The sequence below is a fragment of the Desulfocucumis palustris genome, assembly GCF_002933875.1.
Lineage (GTDB): Bacteria > Bacillota > Desulfotomaculia > Desulfotomaculales > Desulfocucumaceae > Desulfocucumis > Desulfocucumis palustris.
Genome location: NZ_BFAV01000045.1, coordinates 59,406 through 78,828, shown reverse-complemented (window position 1 = coordinate 78,828; position 19,423 = coordinate 59,406). Strand labels below are relative to the sequence as shown.

Annotated in this window: 18 protein-coding genes; all 18 read right to left on the bottom strand. The window is 51.9% G+C overall.

What is annotated here, in order from left to right:
- Positions 1-374 precede the first annotated feature (374 nt).
- Positions 375-1,031: a phosphate signaling complex protein PhoU gene (gene phoU, locus DCCM_RS04070; protein ID WP_104371178.1), complete on the bottom strand. Its 657-nt coding sequence runs from the start codon at positions 1,029-1,031 to the stop codon at positions 375-377.
- A 134-nt stretch (positions 1,032-1,165) separates the two neighbouring features.
- Positions 1,166-2,536, bottom strand: coding sequence for a two-component system histidine kinase PnpS (gene pnpS, locus DCCM_RS04065; RefSeq protein ID WP_104371177.1), 1,371 nt, complete (start codon positions 2,534-2,536; stop codon positions 1,166-1,168).
- 157 nt (positions 2,537-2,693) lie between these two features.
- Positions 2,694-4,916, bottom strand: coding sequence for a polyribonucleotide nucleotidyltransferase (locus DCCM_RS04060; RefSeq protein WP_104371176.1), 2,223 nt, complete (start codon positions 4,914-4,916; stop codon positions 2,694-2,696).
- 274 nt (positions 4,917-5,190) lie between these two features.
- Complete coding sequence (rpsO, locus tag DCCM_RS04055; RefSeq protein WP_104371175.1) at positions 5,191-5,460, bottom strand: 30S ribosomal protein S15; 270 nt, start codon at positions 5,458-5,460, stop codon at positions 5,191-5,193.
- A gap of 88 nt (positions 5,461-5,548) precedes the next feature.
- Positions 5,549-5,770 carry a hypothetical protein gene (locus DCCM_RS04050; protein ID WP_104371174.1) on the bottom strand — a complete coding sequence of 74 codons (222 nt, stop codon included), beginning with the start codon at positions 5,768-5,770 and terminating at the stop codon, positions 5,549-5,551.
- A 13-nt stretch (positions 5,771-5,783) separates the two neighbouring features.
- Positions 5,784-6,011, bottom strand: coding sequence for a hypothetical protein (locus DCCM_RS04045; protein WP_104371173.1), 228 nt, complete (start codon positions 6,009-6,011; stop codon positions 5,784-5,786).
- Between the two features lie 181 nt (positions 6,012-6,192).
- Positions 6,193-7,125, bottom strand: a complete 933-nt coding sequence (locus DCCM_RS04040; RefSeq protein WP_104371172.1) for a bifunctional riboflavin kinase/FAD synthetase — start codon at positions 7,123-7,125, stop codon at positions 6,193-6,195.
- 137 nt (positions 7,126-7,262) lie between these two features.
- Positions 7,263-8,177 (bottom strand): tRNA pseudouridine(55) synthase TruB, encoded by a 915-nt coding sequence (gene truB / locus DCCM_RS04035; protein WP_104371259.1) that lies wholly within the window; start codon positions 8,175-8,177, stop codon positions 7,263-7,265.
- Positions 8,178-8,197: 20 nt separating this feature from the next.
- A complete protein-coding gene (locus tag DCCM_RS04030; protein WP_104371171.1) occupies positions 8,198-9,160 on the bottom strand; it encodes a DHH family phosphoesterase in 963 nt (320 codons plus the stop codon).
- Positions 9,161-9,341: 181 nt separating this feature from the next.
- A complete protein-coding gene (rbfA, locus tag DCCM_RS04025; protein ID WP_104371170.1) occupies positions 9,342-9,716 on the bottom strand; it encodes a 30S ribosome-binding factor RbfA in 375 nt (124 codons plus the stop codon).
- A 12-nt stretch (positions 9,717-9,728) separates the two neighbouring features.
- Positions 9,729-12,755 (bottom strand): translation initiation factor IF-2, encoded by a 3,027-nt coding sequence (infB, locus tag DCCM_RS04020; protein ID WP_104371169.1) that lies wholly within the window; start codon positions 12,753-12,755, stop codon positions 9,729-9,731.
- 149 nt (positions 12,756-12,904) lie between these two features.
- Entirely contained in the window at positions 12,905-13,216 is a 312-nt protein-coding gene (locus tag DCCM_RS04015; protein ID WP_104371168.1) for a L7Ae/L30e/S12e/Gadd45 family ribosomal protein, read from the bottom strand.
- On the bottom strand, positions 13,216-13,482 hold the full coding sequence (gene rnpM / locus DCCM_RS04010; protein ID WP_104371167.1) for an RNase P modulator RnpM: 267 nt from the start codon (positions 13,480-13,482) through the stop codon (positions 13,216-13,218). Before rnpM ends, DCCM_RS04015 begins: the two co-directional genes overlap by 1 nt.
- Positions 13,483-13,493: 11 nt before the next feature.
- Complete coding sequence (nusA, locus tag DCCM_RS04005; RefSeq protein WP_104371166.1) at positions 13,494-14,582, bottom strand: transcription termination factor NusA; 1,089 nt, start codon at positions 14,580-14,582, stop codon at positions 13,494-13,496.
- 19 nt (positions 14,583-14,601) lie between these two features.
- Positions 14,602-15,063, bottom strand: coding sequence for a ribosome maturation factor RimP (gene rimP / locus DCCM_RS04000; protein ID WP_104371165.1), 462 nt, complete (start codon positions 15,061-15,063; stop codon positions 14,602-14,604).
- Positions 15,064-15,225: 162 nt separating this feature from the next.
- The gene (locus DCCM_RS03995; RefSeq protein ID WP_231702643.1) at positions 15,226-16,395 is read right to left on the bottom strand and encodes an MGDG synthase family glycosyltransferase; all 1,170 of its coding nucleotides are present in this window, start codon (positions 16,393-16,395) and stop codon (positions 15,226-15,228) included.
- Between the two features lie 9 nt (positions 16,396-16,404).
- Positions 16,405-18,117: a proline--tRNA ligase gene (locus DCCM_RS03990; RefSeq protein WP_104371163.1), complete on the bottom strand. Its 1,713-nt coding sequence runs from the start codon at positions 18,115-18,117 to the stop codon at positions 16,405-16,407.
- A 182-nt stretch (positions 18,118-18,299) separates the two neighbouring features.
- Positions 18,300-19,373, bottom strand: a complete 1,074-nt coding sequence (gene ispG, locus DCCM_RS03985) for a flavodoxin-dependent (E)-4-hydroxy-3-methylbut-2-enyl-diphosphate synthase (RefSeq protein ID WP_104371162.1) — start codon at positions 19,371-19,373, stop codon at positions 18,300-18,302.
- Between the last annotated feature and the right edge of the window lie 50 nt (positions 19,374-19,423).

The window sequence follows — 19,423 nt, the reverse complement described above, 5'->3', positions numbered from 1 at the left end:
CAAAGAAATAAATTAATATACCAAAAGCACCAATAACTGTTCAGGTGAACAATTTAACAATTAGGACATTATATGCGCCATTTAATCCAGTGGAGTAATAAAAGCATACTCACCGCCCAAGCCGGCCGGGGAACTGGTTATTTTTATATGTAAACTTTCCCGGCATAAAATCATAAGATATTATATCTTTTATTTTTGAGATTTAACAATTTTTTAAGGTAAAACCGTCAATACAGGCAAGAAACATTTAAAACAAGCCGGGGAGGTGTGATTATGTCTGATGAAAGCAAGGATGGGCAAAATTCCAGTAAAAAACAGGAATCACCCAAAGAATCTGAATTATATCTTGTCCCTATATTAATGTATTAAATAAGCTAATTCAGCTCGCGTCTTTCACCAGTTACCAGATAAATTACCGCTTCCCCTATATTGGTTGCGTGATCGGCTATACGTTCCAGGTATCTGGATACATAAAGAAGATATGCGCCTTGCACCACCACCTGAGGGTTTTCCTCCATACACGCCAGGGTGTCCTTAAAAACATGAGAAAATATAAAATCCACCTGATCATCCATGGCGCACATTGCTTTAGCCTTTTCAACATCCCTGTTTACGTATGCGTCCAGTCCGTCCTTAACCATCTGTCTGGCCATCCTGGCCATGCGGGGAATTTCCTGAACCGGCCGCACAATCATGGGATGACCTGTTAGACACATGGTGGATCTGGCGATGTCCACGGAATGATCCGCCATTCTTTCCAGGCTTAAAAGAATTTTTATACCCGTAATGGCCACCCGGAGATCCTTGGCTATAGGCTGCTGGGTGGCTATTATTTTTACGCATTTATCCTCTATTTCAAGAAATAATTCGTCAATGCGCTCATCCCCCATGATCACGCCTGCCGCCACGGTAACATCCTGGTTCATAAAGGAATCAACCGAATCGAAAATAGCCTGCTCCACCAAACTGCCCATGCGCAGTATATCGTTCTGTATCTCCCTGAGGGATTTGTCAAAGGCATATCTACTCAAATTGAATACCCCCTGGACTAGATATTATAATTAAACCGTTTTTCATATGCATTACATTTTACACTATCAAAGACTAAATTGACTATTGGATAACAGCAGTAAATTTACAACATTATCAGGTTCACCTCTGCATCTTACAGCGGAAGATAAGCGGTAAACGTGCTTCCGCGTCCCAGACTGCTGGTGACCTCAATACTACCTCCATGCACCTCCAATATATGCTTTACTATGGCCAGACCCAGGCCGGTGCCGCCGCACTCCCTGGAACGGGCCCGATCCACCCGGTAAAGCCGCTCAAAAACCCTGGACAGGCTCTCTTCGGGAATGCCTATACCGGTGTCGGTCACCCGGACAAAAATTCTCTCCCCGTCACGGCCGGCCTCCACCGAAATCCTGCCGCCGGTATGAGTGTATTTAATTGCGTTGTCCAACAGATTGATAATAACCCTGGTAATCATGTCCTCATCAGCCATAACCCGGGGCAAATCCTCAGCCATTGATGTTGTAAGCTCAATATCTTTATCACTGGCGCTCTGCCCCAATATGGAAACCACCTTTTCAACCACGTCCTCCAGCAAAATCGGCTCCTTTTTGGGCAGAACCTTACGGTTTTCTATATTTGAAAGGGCAAAAAGATCATCAATCAATCTTGTCAGGCGTTCTGTCTCCGCGCTCATAATTTTAAGGAAATGTTCGGCGGCGTCCCTGTCATCCAGCGCGCCGTCCAGCAATGTTTCCAGAAATCCCTTGATAGAGGTCATTGGAGTTCTCAGTTCATGTGAGACATTTGCTATAAACTCATTCCTCAACTGCTCCAGCTGGCGCTTTTCGGTAACATCCCTGAAGAGGGCGACCACGCCGCCCCGGTCGCTTCCCTTTAAGGGGGTGAAATGGACACTGTATATTTTGGGGTCCGGAGTCAGCACCTGTATCTCCCTGCGCAGGTCCAGCTGATTTACCAGAGCTTCCTTTAAATACTTTTCAAAATCATAATGCCTTACAACCTCCACTATTTCTTTGCCTCTGCTGGCCTGGCCGGAAATACCCAGCGCCCTTTCCACCACCGGATTTACCAGTAAAACTCTGCCGGCGCTGTCCACAGCCACCACGCCGTCCGCCATACTGTTCAATATGGCGTGCATCCTGTTTTTTTCGTCGGTAATATCTTCCACCGTGTGTTTTAAACGTGAGGCCAGGAGATTGATGCTCCTTGCCAGGTCGCCTATCTCGTCGTTTGTGTATATTTTTATTTCTTTTTCCAGGTTGCCCCTGGCCATTTCCTGGGCCGCCTCGGCAATCAAATTGAGGGGAAAAATTACCCTTTTCAGCATAATCCAGGCCAGCAGCACGGCAAAGGGAAGGGACAGCAGCGCCACCCCGAAGGCATTTTCTCTGGTCACGGGGTACAATTTAAGTAGTGCGAAAAAAACAAAGATTAATAGAAAATAGCTTACTATTGGCCGCCAGCCTATGGTCCTGGCCAGTTTTGCCGTGCTGAATTTCATTATTATTCTATACTCCCGACCAAATTATTTTTACAATTGTAACATAAAGGTGATTAATGAAAGATAAATTTGTGTTAAATTTAGGTTTAGCAAAATTAAAACAGAGGACACCTACCGGCGCCCCCTGCTCTTCTCAGGTTAAATATTATTTTGGCCCTTAACGACGGTTCGCCCTTGGCCTGGGAGGACGCTTCTGCTCCCCCTCGGGTGCAGCCTGGCTGGCTGCCTCCAACTCCCAGGGCTCCGGAGGTACAGCTTCCTTCCGGGATAGCTTCAGACGGCCCTGCTGGTCATAGCCGATGGCTTTAACCAGAATTGAATCTCCCTCTTTAACCACATCCTCGGTTTTGGCCACCCTGTGGTGGGCAAGCTGGGAAATATGAACAAGACCTTCCTTGCCTGCCAGTCCCAGCACACCGGGAATAACCTCCACAAAGCAACCGAAATCCGTTACCCTGGTAACCTTGCCGTTGTATATCTCTCCGGTTTCCACATCCTTGGTCAGCGTCTCTATGATATGGAGGGCCTTTTTGCCCGCATCGGGATCCACGGCGACGATGAACACCCTTCCATCGTCTTCAATATCTATATCGGCTCCGGTTTCCTCAACAATCTTCCTGATGATTTTGCCGCCGGGCCCGATAACATCCCTTATCTTGTCAGGCTCTATACTGGTATGAATAATCCGGGGGGCGTAGCGGGAAAGCTCGGTCCTGGGCTTATCGATTACCTCCAGCATTTTCCCCATTATGTGCATTCTGGCCTCGTGGGCCTGAGCCAGCGCCTTTTCCAATATTTGCGGGGTGACCCCGGCGATTTTAATGTCCATTTGCAGGGCGGTAATACCGTCCTTGGTCCCGGCCACCTTGAAATCCATATCTCCCAGATGATCTTCAATACCCTGTATATCCGTAAGCACCGCTATATCGTCATCTTCCTTAATCAGGCCCATGGCCGCACCGGCCACGGGAGCCTTGATGGGTACCCCGGCGTCCAACAGGGCCAGGCAACTGCCGCAAACACTGCCCATAGAGGTGGAACCGTTGGATTCAAGCACCTCGGAAACGATTCTTATGGTATAAGGGAAATCCTCCACCGACGGTATCACAGCCTCAAGGGCCCGCTCAGCCAGGGCGCCGTGACCTATCTCACGCCTGCCCGGGGAGCGCATGGGCTTGGTTTCGCCCGTGCTGTAGGGGGGAAAATTGTAATGGTGCATATACCTCTTGGTTTCCTCCACACCCAGTCCATCCAGCCTTTGTTCTTCAGAAACCGCGCCAAGGGTAAGCACCGACATCACCTGGGTCTGTCCCCGGGTGAACAGTCCCGTGCCGTGGGTGCGGGGCAAAACGCCAACCTCAACGGTTATGGGTCTGACCTCATTCAATGCCCGTCCGTCTATACGTATTTTATCCTTGGTGATGAAACCCCTTACAACTTTCTTTTCCACTGTTTCGACTACTTTTTCAATATCCTTTTCCTGCTCGGGAAAAGTTTCCGAAAACTGCTGTATTAACTCCGCCTTGATCTGGTCCAGCAGGAACTCCCTCTGCTTTTTGGGCATCTTTGTATCAATGCATTGCTTTACCGCGGCGCTGATTCTTTCTTTAGCCGTTCCGGAGACCGCTTCCTCGATGGCCGGAGGAACCTGACCGGGTTCAAAAACAACCTTCTCCCTGGCTAATCCCAGGGATAGCGCCTCTTCCCGGAACTTTTCTATAAAATCAACAATTTCCTTTACTTTCCCGTGTCCAAAGGATATGGCTTCCAGCACAACATTTTCCGGTACCTCGGCGGCTTTCGCCTCCACCATCATAACCGCGTCCCTGGTGCCTGCCACCACAAGGTGCAGGTCGCTTTTTTCCGACTGCTCCAAACCGGGGTTGATTATAAGCTGTCCGTCAACCCGCCCCACAATAACCCCGGCAATGGGACCCCCAAAGGGTGTGTCGCTAATATGTAAAGCAGCCGACGCGCCCACCATTGCTGTAATTTCCGGGGCATTATCCTGGTCCACCGACATAACGGTGGCCACTACCTGAACTTCATTCCTGAAACCCTTGGGGAAAAGAGGCCGTATGGGCCTGTCGATAAGTCTTCCGGATAAAATGGCCTTTTCGCTGGGCCTCGACTCCCTTTTTATAAAGCCTCCCGGTATTTTGCCCACAGCATACAGCCGTTCCTCATAGTCCACGGTGAGAGGAAAGAAGTCTATTCCCTCACGTATATTTTGAGCCATTGTGGCAGTAACCAATACCACTGTATCGCCGTAACGGACCAAGACAGCTCCGCTGGCCTGTTTTGCGACCTTGCCCGTCTCCAGGGTCAAATTTCGGCCGCCGATGTTAATTTCCCTCTTTAAAACAACCTTTTCCGACATAAAAGGCCAAACCTCCATGTATCCATGCAATTTTTTACAGCTGTTAGTTATTCTACATATTTTATAGTATTTCCTGCACAGTCGATAAAAAATACCCGCATAAGCGCCAGACTGAAGATAATAAGTGTTCCAGCCTTCTTGAGGTGTCCTTATCCTTCCCCTTGACATTTTCAGGCCGGTCCGGTTCAATCCGGTCCGCTTATCATTTTTCACAAAGGAGTGTTCCCAATTTATTAAAAAAAAGAGCGGATAACCGCTCTTTTTCCAATAAAAATTATTTACGCAATCCCAGTTTTTCGATGATGGAGCGGTAACGGTCAAATTTACGGTCCCGCAGATAATTTAACAGGGCACGCCTCTTACCCACCATTTTCAACAGTCCCCGCCTGGAATGATGGTCCTTTTTATGGATCTTCAGATGCTCGGTAAGGCTGTTAATTCTGTTGGTGAGTATAGCTATCTGTACTTCCGGCGAGCCGGTATCGTTTTCATGAATTTTGTGTTCCGAAATCACGGATTGTTTTGCTTCCACCGACAGTGCCATTTTTATTTCACCTCCCAACCCCGGGTTAATCGCTGCAGGCCAAGCAAACCGCCGGAGTAACGAATTCCCTAGCCAACAGTTCAGGGGATTATTTCCCTATAATTGTTATTACCAAGCGACCGCCCGGTATGTCCTTGGCAACTATATCAAATATTCTTCCCGATTTGGCAAAAAAACCACGGAATCTTGTGGCAGTGGGGATGCGCCCCGGTATTCCGGTGGCTGCGCCGATTATGTCCTGCACTGTAATTTTGTCCTGGCGCATATCCTTTAAACGTTTTCTGGCGTGTTCAGTGATAATTACACGCATACTGCTACCCTTTTCAATATGCACCTGACTGCGCCGTCCTGTTTTCTTCTTCCTGGGCCAGAAAAGCATAAAGCGCATCCTGAAAGGCCGTCAGCCTTGAATTTTCCAGATTGGACTGGCTATAAATGTCTTCCAGTTCCTTTTTTAGCCGCTGAAAATCCTCACTGAGACAAATCATGGCTATATGGTTCAGCCATTTCTTTATTTCCTCTTCCGGGGAATCAAATTTAGGAACTCCCATGCCAACGTCTCCTTTCATGCTGATGGGACGTGGACCGTGTAATTATAGCATATTTTTACTGCCGAGTAAATCCGCTAATGAGATGTTAAGGTTATATTTAGATTATATTTGTTTTTTCGACCTGTTATGCCAGGAGGCCGCCTTAAACTTTTACCCGGCATTTGAAAGGAATGTCCCCAATTTACTGTTGAGACTGTATTCTGGCTTTACTGATATCAATCCTTATTTGTTCCACCAGTTCCCCGGGAGAGGAAAAACGTTTTTCTTCCCTCAGCCGGCCTGTGAAATATACTTTAATTTTCTTGCCGTACAAATCTCCGTAAAAGTCCAGCAAATGCACCTCCAGGTTGCGCCTCAGGCCTTCCCCGTGAAATGTGGGCTTAACTCCTATATTGGCCACACCCAGATAATTGTCCCCGTCCACCCTGACCTTTACCGCGTATACGCCGTTGGCGGGAACCAGTATATCGTTTTCCAGGTCAATGTTGGCAGTGGGGAAGCCCAGGGTTCTGCCCCGCATTTCCCCCGGCACAACCTCGCCGTCCAAAAACGGGCAATAACCCAGGTACTTTCTTGCTTCCACAACCTCGCCGTCTGCAAGCAGGCCCCGAATCAGGGTGCTGCTTACGGGAGTTCCCTCTATGGTTACCGGAGGGATAACGTTTACCTCAAAGCCGTAATCCCTGCCCGCCTTGATAAGAGTTTCCGGATTGCCTTTGCCGCCCCTGCCGAAAGTATAATTATAGCCTATACATACGGAACAGGTCTTCAATTCCCGGCATAAAACCTCGGCAATGAAAAGGTCCGGGTCCAGAGACGCAAACTCCGGTGTAAAGGGAACCAGCAGCAATACTTCCACCCCCATGCCGGCAATCATCTTTTGTTTTGCCTGCTGGTTCAGCAACATGGGCGGCGCGCCCTCAGGGTTTAAAACCTTCATGGGATGCGGATAAAAGGTGAATACCCCGGGAACTCCGCCTTCTTTCCCGGCCTTGTTCACCAGCTCGGAAATAAGGTGCTGATGTCCCAGGTGCAGCCCGTCAAAATTTCCTAAACCTATATGTAAATTTTTATACCTTTCCCCTAATCCCTGCCAGGTATCGAATATGTCCAAAGCAACCTTACCCCCATAAATCAACTAAGTCAGGAGGCCGTTGAAAAAATGCGCATGGCACCTTAACTCAGACTCGCCGTCCAGTGCGCGCTGTACGGCTTCGCCTTTCGCACCATGCTTGTTTTTGACCGGCCTCATCATTCACCTAATACTTTTACAGGTTTAAATATAAGCCTGCCCTCGGTGTAATCGGCCGCAGCCACTGCCAATAGGCCTGCCGACGACTTTAATCTGACCATTTGCCCGGGAGCAAGTTCCCCGGGGGCAGACTCCACACCGGGGGCATATAATTTTGCGCCTGATTTCACCGCTGCCGCAGCCGAATCCCTGACCATCACCGCCGGCATGCCGGCCAAAAGCTCATCCATGTTAATAACGGCCTTGTGGATGTCGCCCGCATGGCTCATATCAATCAATTCCTCCAGGGTGTAGGAATTGTCTATGGTAAAGGAACCGGCCCCGGTGCGCAGCAAAAAACTCATGTGGGCGCCGCATCCCAGTCTGTCCCCTATATCGGTGCACAGTGTTCGAATATATGTGCCTGCTGAACAGGACACGTCAAAGATGGCGGTGTTTTTCCCCGCTCCAAGGTCCCATTTAACAAGTTTAATTGAGTAAATTGTTACCCGCCTTGGCTCTCTCTCCACCTCCAGCCCCCTGCGGGCAAGTTCGTAAAGTTTAACGCCCTTATGGCGCACCGCAGAGGTCATGGGAGGAATCTGTTCGATTTCACCGGTAAAATAAGGAATTACCCTTTTAAAACCATCAGGCGTCAACTCCCCGGTGCTCCTGGTATATACAATCTCACCAAAAGAGTCGCCGGTGCTGGTTTTGGCGCCAAAGGCTATTTCCGCCCGGTATTCCTTGCGGCCGGACAAAAATTCGATAACTCTGGTGGCTCTCCCCAGGCAAAGGAGAAGCACCCCGGCCGCGGCGGGATCAAGGGTCCCGGTGTGCCCAACTTTTTTAACCCCGGTAAGCCGGCGCAGAAAATACACCACGTCGTGGGAGGTCATCCCGGGGGGTTTTAATATATTAATCAATCCATCCATAAATTGGGGACATTCCTTCATTAAATTTCCTTTAACGCGGCAGCCACAACCATTTTTTTAATACCGTCCACATCACCCTCCAGCACACAGCCGGATGCCCTGACATGGCCGCCGCCGCCAAATTTACCCGCCAGTAGGCGAACATCCACCCTGCTTTTGGAGCGGAAGCTCACCTTAAATTTGCCGCTGGTTATTTCCCTGAAGAATATTGCTATTTCAACTCCCTTAATGGTGCGGACAATATTGATTAGCCCGTCCGTATGTTCGTCCCGGGCCGCCATGCTGTTCAGAGTGCTTTTATCAATGGAGGTCCAGGCAACTTTTCCGCAGGGGCTTATTTCCATATTCTCAAGGGCTTTTTCCATGACTCTCAGTATTACCAGAGGTCTTTCCTCATATAGATTTATATTAATCCAGGTGGAATGGATACCTGCTTCCATCAACCTCGCCGCTTTTTTCAGTGTGCCCGGCGTGGTGTTTTCGTACTGAAAAGAACCCGTGTCCGTGCTCAGCGCCACGTAAAGGCTTACGGCAATATCACCGGTAATCCCGGCGTTCAGTAGATCTATAAGATCCATCACGATTTCCCCGGTGGCCGCGGCGGAATCGTCTATATAATTATACCCTGCAAAGTCCCCCGGACCCTTGTGGTGATCTATATTTACAAAAACCATGTCCCTTTCCAGAAGCGACTTGAGTTTGCCCAGACGTTCCGGGACGGAGCAATCAAGTATTATAAAAGTATCATATTCCCCGGACAGGGGCTTCTCACCAATTAAAAACTTACCCATAACCGGTAAAAATCCATATATCTCGGGAACGGGGTCCGGACTTGCCAGGGTTACATCCTTCCCCATTTGCTCCAGGGCGGCACCCAGCGCCGCCACTGAACCCAAACAGTCCCCGTCGGGCATAACATGTCCGCATAAAATAACTTTCCGGGAATTCCTCAATACCCCGGCAATCTCCGTAAGGCTGTTCATTATTTAAAACTCCTTACCCGGAACCACCCCTGGAAGCCGTTGCCAATAACATTCGTAACACATTCAAAGGCAAGGGGACACACCTTTTTATATTGCCTTGATTCTTACCATTCAAGCAGGTGTCTCCCCTGATCCCTGAAATACACGCTCCGGGCCGCCCGGCTTCCTTTTCCGGTTCATATCAGTCTCCCCCCGGGCTTTGGCTCTCTCCGGCCTTATCACCGGAAACCTCCTCCAGAAGCTTGATTAGCCTGGTTCCCCTGGAAATTGACGAATCCAGTTTAAAAGACAACTCCGGGGTGTAACGCAACCTGATACGCCGTCCCAGTTCAGTTCTGACAAAACCCTTGGCGCTTTCCAGCGCCTCTATTGTCTTTTGCTGTTCGTTCGGCTCACCCAGCACACTGATAAAAATTTTGGCGTAGCGCAAGTCGCCGGACACCTCAACCGATGTAACCGTGGCGAAACCGATACGGGGATCCTTTAATTCATACCTGATCATATCCGATACTTCTTTTTTAACAGCTTCGGCCATTCTTTCCGGCCGGTGGGACATAACACCCACCCCCTATGCCAATTCCCTTTTTATAGATTCGGTGGTGTAGGCTTCGATTGTGTCTCCCACATGGATGTCGTTGAATCTATCCAGGGTAAGCCCGCACTCAAATCCCTGCAGCACTTCCCTGGCGTCATCCTTAAACCGTTTAAGCGAATCAAGTCTGCCCTCGTGTACAACAACGCCGTCCCGGATTAAACGGACTCCGGCATCCCTGGTAACTTTACCCTCAACCACATAACAACCGGCAATAATACCAAGTTTGGATACTTTAAAGGTTTTGCGAACCTCAACCCGGCCAAGAATAACTTCTTTGATTTCCGGATCCAGCAGCCCGCTCATGGCTGCCTTGACGTCTTCAATGGCGTCGTATATCACCCGGTAAAGGCGGATATCCACTTTCTCCGCTTCCGCGGCTTTACGCACGTTGATATCGGGCCTTACGTTAAAGCCTATGATAATGGCGTTGGATGCCGAGGCCAGCATAATATCCGACTCGGTTATGGCGCCGACGCCGCCATGGATAATATTGACCTTGACCTCACCGGTGGAGAGACGCTCCAGCGACTGTTTAACGGCCTCCACGGAGCCCTGTACGTCGGCCTTGATAATAAGGCACAGTTCTTTTACCTGTCCCTCCTGAATATGTTTGAAGAGATCGTCCAGGGTTACCCTGGAGGTCTGTTTCATCTCCTCCTGGCGCTTCCTGGTTATCCGCTTGTCGGCTATGTTCCTGGCGGTTTTTTCATCTTCCAGGGCGTAGAATAGATCTCCCGCCTGGGGAACGTCATGGAAGCCCAAAACCTCCACCGGCGTCGACGGACCGGCCTTTTTAATCCGGCGGCCCTTGTCGTCCATCATGGCGCGAACTTTACCGAAAGCGGTGCCGGCAACTATACTGTCCCCTATCCTGAGGGTGCCGTTTTGTACCAGTACGGTGGCTACGGGTCCCCGGCCCTTGTCCAGTTCGGCTTCTATTACGGTGCCCCTGGCCCCCCGGTCGGGATTGGCTTTCAACTCCCCTACCTCGGATACCAGCAAAATCATTTCCAGAAGATCTTCCATGCCTTCCCGGGTTTTGGCGCTGACCGGAACAAAAATGGTCTCGCCGCCCCATTCCTCCGGAACCAGTTCATGCTCGGTAAGCTGCTGTTTTACCCTATCAGGCTCGGCGCCGAGTTTGTCAATTTTATTAATTGCCACAATAATGGGAACTCCCGCCGCCTTGGCATGGTTGATAGCCTCAATGGTCTGGGGCATTACCCCGTCATCCGCCGCCACCACCAGAATGGCTATGTCGGTTACCTGCGCCCCCCTGGCCCGCATGGCTGTAAAAGCCTCGTGCCCGGGAGTATCCACAAAGGTTATCTTTTTATTATTATGCTCAACTTGATAGGCCCCGATGTGCTGGGTAATTCCACCAGCCTCCGTGGCTATGACGTTGGTTTCCCGGATGGCATCCAGTAATGAAGTTTTACCGTGGTCCACATGGCCCATGACGGTAACCACGCAGGGCCGCTCAACCAGCTTTTCCGGGGGATCCTCCTGTTCCTGCTCAAGCAGTGCCTCGGCGTCCAGCTCAACCTTAACCTCTATTTCAAATCCGAATTCCCCGGCCAGAATGGCCGCCGTGTCCACGTCGATTTCCTGGTTTATGGTAGCCAGCACACCCAGCACCATGAGCCTTTTGATCAGCTCGGCGGGGCTTTTCTTCATTTTTTCCGCCAGTTCCTGGACCGTGGCGGATTCACCGATTACCACCGGTTTTTTCTCCACAACCGGAGCAGGCTGAGCTTCCCTGGAAACCTGCTTGGGAGCCTTCTTCTTGGAATGCGCCGGCCGCAGTTTTCTTTCATCAAAATCATTAAAGGTTCTGGCTTTTTCCCTTCCCTTGCCCTGATTTTGATTCTTGTTCTGGTTTTGCTGCACCCTGTTCCGGGATTTTTCTGAAGCTTTCACCTTATCCAAATCTTTGGCCTGCTCCGGAACTTTGGGCACCTTCAACTGATCCGGTCTGGGCCTTGCGCCCCCCGGACCGCCGGCCGGCCTCTGCCCCTGGGGTCTGGCCGGAGGCCTGTTCCCCTGGTCACCGCCGCCGTAAGGACGGGGCCCCTGACCCTCGCGCCCTTTAAAGGGCGGTTTGCCATCGCCCTGGGGTGGACGGTTTCCCTGAAACTGGCCCCTGTCACCGCCGGAATAGGGTTTTCTGAAATTTTGTTGACCGCCCTGACCGCCCTGGGGACGTGCTCTGCCCCCGTACCCGCCACGGTCCTGCCCGGAAGGGGTTCTTGTCTGGGCCGGGTTTCCCTGACGGGGTGCGTTGTTAATATTGTTAGCCGCCGGATAGGTCCGGGCTGGCGGATGTCCATCCGGCCTTCTGGCCATTTCATTTTGTTTTTGCTCTTTAGGCGCCGGGCCGGTCTGGGCTGCGGCAGCCTCTTTTTCCGGCTGCTGCCTTTCCGCCGGCGCCTGATGAATTCTGGCCGGCTCTTCCGCCGGGGCGCCTTTATCCGCCGGCACCCCGGGTGGCCTCCCGGCTCCCTTTGGCGGCTGCGCCGGCCTTCCTTGCATACCGGGTCTGCTCGGTCTTTCCTCAAACCTTCTGTCCGGCGGTCTTGAGGGTACTCTGTCTACCAAACCCGGCCCCCTGTCCATTTTATGTCCCCCCTGTTTGTGATCGGATCTTCTCCGCGAGTCATTTGAGGGCTGCCGGGTACGGTCATACTGCCCCGATTGTTTTGGCGGCGCTGACTCCCGTTGTAACGGCTGCTTTGGTCCCCCTGCTCTTTGCGGGGATTGCTCCCCCGGCGAATGCCCCTGGGCGGCCTGATATCCGGATTGCGGCTCACCCGGTTTCGCGGTTTTATTGCCCGCTTCCCTGGCTGGGCCGAATGTTTTCATTATATGTGCAATTTGGTCGTCTTCCAGGGCGCTTGCCGGTTTTTTTTCCTCCAGGCCGATATCTTTCAGCTTATTAATAATATCCTTGCTTTCTATGTTAAGTTCCTTCGCCAGTTCATAAATACGTTTTTTGACCATACAATCACCTCCATAAATGGTCGAGGGTGGCCGCCAGATTTTACGCCTGTTATGTGCAACCGTCCCGGCCACTACCACAAAGCACTTATTTTAATCAAGCGCGGTGAGTTAACGGCTGACAGCTGCCGTGGCCACCCACGACAAAAAAGTTACACCCCTCCCTTTTCCAATGCCTGAATAATGCCCCGGGCCAGATTCCTGTCGGTAACAGCCAGCACGGATCGGTGAGGCTTCCCAATGGAACGTCCCAGTTCAACCTTCAAGCCGTATTTAATCAAAGGTATACCGGCGGAAGCGGTCAATTCCTCGAAGGGCTTCGCTGTGCGCCGGGCCGAATCTTCAGCCAGCAGCAACAGGAAGGCCTTTTTCCGGGAAATGGCCGAACGTACGGCGGCGTCCCCGGATTCTATCCTGCCCGCCCGGCGCGCCAGACCCAAAAGATAATATACCGCATCCGCCATTAATCCTTCAACTCCTGTAGTAATGAATCGATTATCTCCTGGGCCACGGTTCTTTGCAGGGCTTTATCAAGCCGCTTGGCCTTAACGGCCTTTTTAAGGCATTCCTTGCTGGGGCACACGTAAACGCCCCTTCCGGAAAGCTTGCCCGTGGGATCTATCTCAACGCTGTCCTGGGGAGTCCGTACCACCCGGATTAATTCTTTTTTTGGCTTCATTTCCTGACAGCCCACACACATTCTCAGGGGAATTTTTTTTACCCTGGGCACGGTAACCCTCCCTACTCAGCATAATCTTCCTGATAGTATTCGGTGTATCCCTCTTGTTTATATATTTCCTCCATTTGCGACTCGCTCTTGATGTCTATCTTCCAGTTTGTAAGTTTTGCCGCCAGCCTGGCGTTCTGCCCCTCTTTCCCGATGGCCAGGGAAAGCTGATAGTCCGGCACTATAACCCGGGCCACCTTTTCTTCCTCCCAAACCTCCACGGCCACAACCTTGGCCGGGCTTAAAGAGGCGGCCACGAATTTGGACGGGTCGGGATCCCACTTGATTATATCAATCTTTTCCCCGTTCAACTCGTTGACAATGGTCTGCACTCTCATGCCTTTGGGGCCCACGCACGCTCCCACCGGGTCTACATTTTCATCCCGTGAATAAACAGCTATCTTGGAACGGTAGCCGGCCTCCCGGGCAACCGCCTTTAATTCAATTACCCCTTCGTGGAGTTCCGGAACCTCCATTTCAAACAACCTTTTCAAAAGCCCCGGATGCGTCCTGGAAACCATTATCTGAGGTCCCTTGGTGGTTTTTCTCACCTCAATTATATATGCCTTTAACCTCATCCCCTGGTGATAGTTTTCCCCGGGCATTTGCTCCGACGGCGCCAGCACCGCTTCGGTTTTACCCAGCTCAATATACACGTTTTTCTGCTCCACCCGCTGTACCACGCCGTTGATTATGTCGCCTTCCCGGTTGGCAAACTCCTCGTAAATAATGTTGCGTTCCGCCTCCCGGATGCGCTGCACCACCACCTGCTTGGCCGTCTGGGCCGCAATGCGGCCGAAATTGCGGGGAGTTACCTCGGTGTCCACCACGTCCCCCAGTTCGTAGGAAGGATTGACGCTCCGGGCCTCTTCCAGGGATATTTCCAGCCGGGAGTCATCCACATTGTCTACCACAACCCTCTGGGAGTAAACTTTAAAATCTCCCGTTTCCCGGTCGATATGTACACTTGCGTTTTGCAGCGAGCCAAAGTTACGTTTATATGCGGAAAGCAGGGCAGCCTCAATGGCCTCCAGCAGAACCTCCACCGTTATGCCTTTTTCCTTTTCCAGATCCTTTAATGCTTCCAAAAACTCGGTGTTCATCCGCACCGCCTCCAAAAAACTAAAATTCCACAGCCAGCTTTGCCGATGCTAACTGTTCCATTGGAATAAACAATTCCGAACCGTTAATGTCCAGGTTAACACCCCGGGAGCCGGCATCGGTTATAATACCGGTGAACTTTTTACTGCCTTTCACAGGCGCAAATGTGGTTATGTTCACCTTGTGACCGCAAAAGCGCTCAAAGTCTTTAACCTTTTTCAGCGGCCGCTCAATACCCGGGGAGGATACTTCCAGGGTATAGGAATATGGCACCGGATCCTTTTCGTCCAGAAATACATCCAGTTTTTCAGAAACCGCCTGGCAGTCATCCAGGCCGACGCCACCCGGCTTGTCGATAAACACTCTAAGGTAGTGGCGGTTTCCCTCCTTGACAAACTCCACGTCCACCAATTCTATACCCATACCGCCAATCAGCGGGGCAATCAAATCTTCAATCATTCCGGCTATATTGCTCCGGGCCATTTATTTTTCCCCCTTTGATCTAGAACGCATATAAAATATTGTATAGTATAATACGAAAGAGTGGGTGATACCCACTCTACTTGCGAAAAAGATCTTTCTACCTGGCCCACAAAACCACGTATAGTATACCACAAGGGTTTTGTCCTTGACAAGTAAAACCCCTTAAAAGCATTTTATACGCCCGGCAGGTTCGGCATACATCTCCGTTATGAGTCCGGCCGCCTCCCGGGCCGCATCAGGCTTCGCCAGGGTCAACGCCGACCTGGACATTCCCTCCAGCCGGGCCGGATATTTGATACTGTCGGTAACTTGCTTTACCAGGTCCCCGTCCCTGCTTATCTTCACCGCCGCCCCGGCAGCCACGAGAAACTCCGCATTTCTCTCCTCCTGACCGGGCAGAGGGTCGTAAATAAACATGGGCAGGCCTTTGGCCATGGCCTCGGCGCAGGTAAGTCCGCCGGCCTTTCCAACCATCAAATCCGAAGCGGTCATAAGCTCATTTACATTGTCCACATAACCGAAGACCTTTACAGGGTTGACCAGGTCCCCGGCCAGCCGTTCGATCTTCCACCGGAGCTGCTGGTTTTTACCGGCCACCACCAGCAGCTGGCAAGAATCGGTTCCCGTACCCAGCGCTTTCACCGTTTCAGCCACAGAGCCCATTCCCAGCCCGCCGCCCATTACCAGTATGGTGGGCAAACCCGGGCTAAGCCCCAATTTTTTCCTAATCCCGGTTTTGTCAAGCCGGACGGAAAACTTTAACTCAATGGGTATTCCCGTGGGATAAACCTTTTCAGGGGGTATATGGTAATAGCCGAATTCCCCCACCAGTTCCGGAGCGGCCGCCAGGTAACAGTCCACTTCAGGAAAAACCCAGTAGGAATGTACCGTGTAATCCGTCAACACCCCAGCTATCAAAGGGCTGAACCTTTTCTGCCGCCGTTGGGTGGCCAGAATGCCCAGGGGAAAGGGATGAGTACAGATAACCGCCTGAGGCTTTTTTACCTCCAGAAAGTCAATGAGTTTGGCGGCGCTGAACCTGTTCATAATTCTGGTAAACTCATTTTTGGCGAAGCCGGACAGCGGCTGGCCCTTTTCCGCCCGGCGGTATAAATACCCGTAAACCACAGGGGTTATTTTTATCATTTCCATGTATGTTCCCAGCACCACTTTTTCCAGAAAAGGGCTGGTGTAGCGGAAAGTATCCAGCACCGTGACTTCGGCCCGGGGATTTTTTTCAAGAATGGCCGATTTTATCGCTTCGGCAGCCTGCATGTGGCCTGTGCCGGCTGTTACCGAAAGTATTACCACCCGTTCCAGCATTGCCATCATCAGGTCTCCTTACAGGGAAGCGGAGATTATTTCCCGCACTCTTTTTACAACTTCCGTCTCCAAAAGCATCACAACCTCGCCGTCCCGCCTGTGCCGCAATTCCACCTTGCCTTCCGCCAGCGACTTGCCCACGGTGATACGCAGGGGATACCCCACCAGATCGGCATCCTTGAATTTTACTCCGGGTCTTTCATTACGGTCGTCTATAACCGCCTCAACTCCTGCTTCCACCAACTCGCCATAGATCCTCTCGGCGGTCTCCACCTGCCGGCTGTCCTTATTGCTTACGGGTATAACCACCACATGGAAAGGAGCTATGGATACCGGCCAGAGTATTCCATCCTTGTCGTGGTTTTGCTCTATGGCGGCGGCCATGGTCCTGGTAACGCCCACACCGTAACAGCCCATGACTATGGGATGGCTTTCACCCTTTTCGTCCAGATAATCGGCGCCCAGTACCTTACTGTATTTGGTGCCCAGTTTAAATACCTGGCCCACCTCTATGCCCCTGGCTTCCTCCATGGGCGAGCCGCAGTTGGGGCAGGCGCAGCCCCTTTTAACCAGCCTTATATCGGCGCACTTTTGCCATTGAAAATCCCTGCCGGGATTGACACCCATCAAGTGGGCGCCGGTTTTGTTGGCCCCGCAGACGGCATTGGACATTGCCTCAACTTCCTGGTCCGCCACTATGGGAATATCCTTTAAGCCAACCGGACCGGCAAATCCCACCGCCGCGCCGGTCAGTCCCTCCACCGCCTCGGGTCCGGCAATTTCCAGCCGCAGTACGTCCAGAACCTTTTGCAGTTTAATCTCGTTAACCTCCCGGTCGCCCCTGACCAGGGCGGCGGCCATTCCCTTTTCCGTCTGGTATAGTATTGTTTTTATTATCCTCTCCGGCCCTATTCCCAATCCTTTAGTTACCTGTTCCACTGTTTTTTGGCCGGGGGTGACCACTTCCTGCAAGGGCCCGGGGCTTTCTTGCACGGCCGGCAGCTCCGGCGGGCTCACCGCCCGCTCAACATTGGCGGCGTAGCCGCAGGGCTCCGCCGGGCAGTATACCACCGTTGCCTCGCCGGATTCCGCCAGCACCATAAATTCATGGGTATCGTTGCCGCCGATGGCTCCCGAATCGGCCTCCACCGGACGGAATACCAGGCCGCAGCGGCGGAATATATTGTTATAGGCCTCATACATTTTTTTATAGCTTACATCCAAACCCTCTTCATCCCGGTCAAAGGAGTACAGGTCCTTCATAATAAACTCCCGGCCCCTCATCAGCCCGAAGCGGGGCCTGCGCTCGTCCCGGTATTTGTTCTGCATCTGGTACAGCAGCAGGGGAAGCTGTTTATATGAGCTGACCTCCCCCCGGACAAGATCGGTTATTATCTCCTCATGGGTGGGCCCCAGGCAGAAGTCCCTGCCGTGCCTGTCCTTCAGGCGGAAAAGCTCCGGGCCGTATACGTCCCAGCGGCCCGACTCCTGCCACAGCTCCGCCGGCTGGATAATAGGCATCATAATCTCCTGGCCGCCCATCCGGTTCATTTCCTCCCGGACTATCTGCTCAATTTTTCTCACAACCCGCCAGGCCAGCGGTAAAAAAGTGTACACCCCGGCGGCGGCCTTCCTGATAAACCCTGCCCTCACCATCAGCTGGTGGCTGACCACCTCCGCCTCGGCCGGCGTCTCCCGCAACGTTGGAATCAACATCTGTGAAACCCGCAAAAAATATACCTCCTTAGCGCCAGGCTCTTAACTTATTAACTTATTAAGTTTGTCACGGTTACGGCTCTTTGTTAAGCAGTCGGAATTTTAGCAGAACCGCGCCCCTGACAGGATCCCGCGCCTTTGTACTTAAATTGCAAAAAACGTATAAACAGCCTGTCCCAGATTACAGCATGAGGTCGCTATGTATTATTTTCCTCTTTAATTATTTTCTCCACCTCGCGGACAAGTTCCTCCACCAGCTTATTCTCCGGAACCTTTCTAATCACCTGTCCCTTTCGGAAAAGCAAGCCCTCACCTTTTCCCCCGGCGATGCCCACGTCGGCATGGCCGGCCTCCCCCGGGCCGTTCACAACACAGCCCATTACCGCCACCTTGAGAGGCTCTTCCACTCCCGAGAGCAATTCTTCCACCCGTTCGGCGATGGATATTATGTCAATACCCGTGCGCCCGCAGGTGGGGCAGGAAATAAGCTCCACCCCCCTGCGGCGCAGGCCCAGGGATTTCAGTATTTCATAGCCCACCCCGACCTCGTGCAGCGGATCTCCCGTCAGGGACACCCTGATGGTGTCTCCTATGCCCATGGACAGAAGCGCACCTATGCCCACGGCGGACTTTATACTGCCGGAGCGAAGGGTTCCGGCCTCGGTGACTCCCACATGCAGGGGATAGGCAACCTTAACGGCCAGCAGCCGGTAGGCATCTATCATCAGCGGCACGTGGGAGGCTTTAAGGGATATTTTAATTTCCCCGTAGCCGAGCCTTTCCAAAAGTCTTATATGCCTTAAGGCGCTTTCCGCCAGGGCTTCCGGGGAAAGCCCGCCGTATAGCTTTAAAAGGTCCTTTTCCAGGGAGCCTGCGTTGACCCCTATGCGAATGGGTATTTTCCCCGGACGGGCCGCTTCAACCACCGCCGCCACCTTTTCCAGGCCCCCTATGTTGCCCGGATTGATACGCAGCCCGTCAACTCCTGCTTCCAGGGACATGAGGGCCAGGCGGTAATCAAAATGAATGTCCGCTATCAACGGAATAGTTATCCGGCGCTTAATTTCTTTCAGGGCCGCAGCCGCCTCCCGGTTCGGCACCGCCGAGCGGACAATCTCGCAGCCCGCGGCGGCAAGTTCGTTTATTTGCCGGACAGTTGCAGCCACATCGGCGGTGTCCGTATTGGTCATGGATTGAACGGAAACGGGAGCGTCCCCTCCCACCTGTACGCCGCCGACTTTAATGGCAATTGATTTCCTTCTGGGTATCATGTTATCAGCCCCGATAATAGCCGGCTCTTAAAGGCCGGCCGGATTGAGAG

Excerpts from the sequence above, each read along its gene's own strand:
- ispG (WP_104371162.1), bottom strand. The coding sequence starts at position 19,373 with ATGATACCCAGAAGGAAATCAATTGCCATTAAAGTCGGCGGCGTACAG.
- rpsO (WP_104371175.1), bottom strand. The coding sequence starts at position 5,460 with ATGGCACTGTCGGTGGAAGCAAAACAATCCGTGATTTCGGAACACAAA.
- DCCM_RS04060 (WP_104371176.1), bottom strand. The coding sequence starts at position 4,916 with ATGTCGGAAAAGGTTGTTTTAAAGAGGGAAATTAACATCGGCGGCCGA.
- infB (WP_104371169.1), bottom strand. The coding sequence starts at position 12,755 with ATGGTCAAAAAACGTATTTATGAACTGGCGAAGGAACTTAACATAGAA.
- DCCM_RS04030 (WP_104371171.1), bottom strand. The coding sequence starts at position 9,160 with ATGAACAGCCTTACGGAGATTGCCGGGGTATTGAGGAATTCCCGGAAA.
- DCCM_RS04045 (WP_104371173.1), bottom strand. The coding sequence starts at position 6,011 with ATGGGAGTTCCTAAATTTGATTCCCCGGAAGAGGAAATAAAGAAATGG.
- DCCM_RS04015 (WP_104371168.1), bottom strand. The coding sequence starts at position 13,216 with ATGGCGGATGCGGTATATTATCTTTTGGGTCTGGCGCGCCGGGCGGGC.
- rbfA (WP_104371170.1), bottom strand. The coding sequence starts at position 9,716 with ATGTCCCACCGGCCGGAAAGAATGGCCGAAGCTGTTAAAAAAGAAGTA.
- rimP (WP_104371165.1), bottom strand. The coding sequence starts at position 15,063 with ATGGCCCGGAGCAATATAGCCGGAATGATTGAAGATTTGATTGCCCCG.
- DCCM_RS03995 (WP_231702643.1), bottom strand. The coding sequence starts at position 16,395 with ATGATGGCAATGCTGGAACGGGTGGTAATACTTTCGGTAACAGCCGGC.
- DCCM_RS04050 (WP_104371174.1), bottom strand. The coding sequence starts at position 5,770 with ATGCGTGTAATTATCACTGAACACGCCAGAAAACGTTTAAAGGATATG.
- nusA (WP_104371166.1), bottom strand. The coding sequence starts at position 14,582 with ATGAACACCGAGTTTTTGGAAGCATTAAAGGATCTGGAAAAGGAAAAA.
- truB (WP_104371259.1), bottom strand. The coding sequence starts at position 8,177 with ATGGATGGATTGATTAATATATTAAAACCCCCCGGGATGACCTCCCAC.
- pnpS (WP_104371177.1), bottom strand. The coding sequence starts at position 2,536 with ATGAAATTCAGCACGGCAAAACTGGCCAGGACCATAGGCTGGCGGCCA.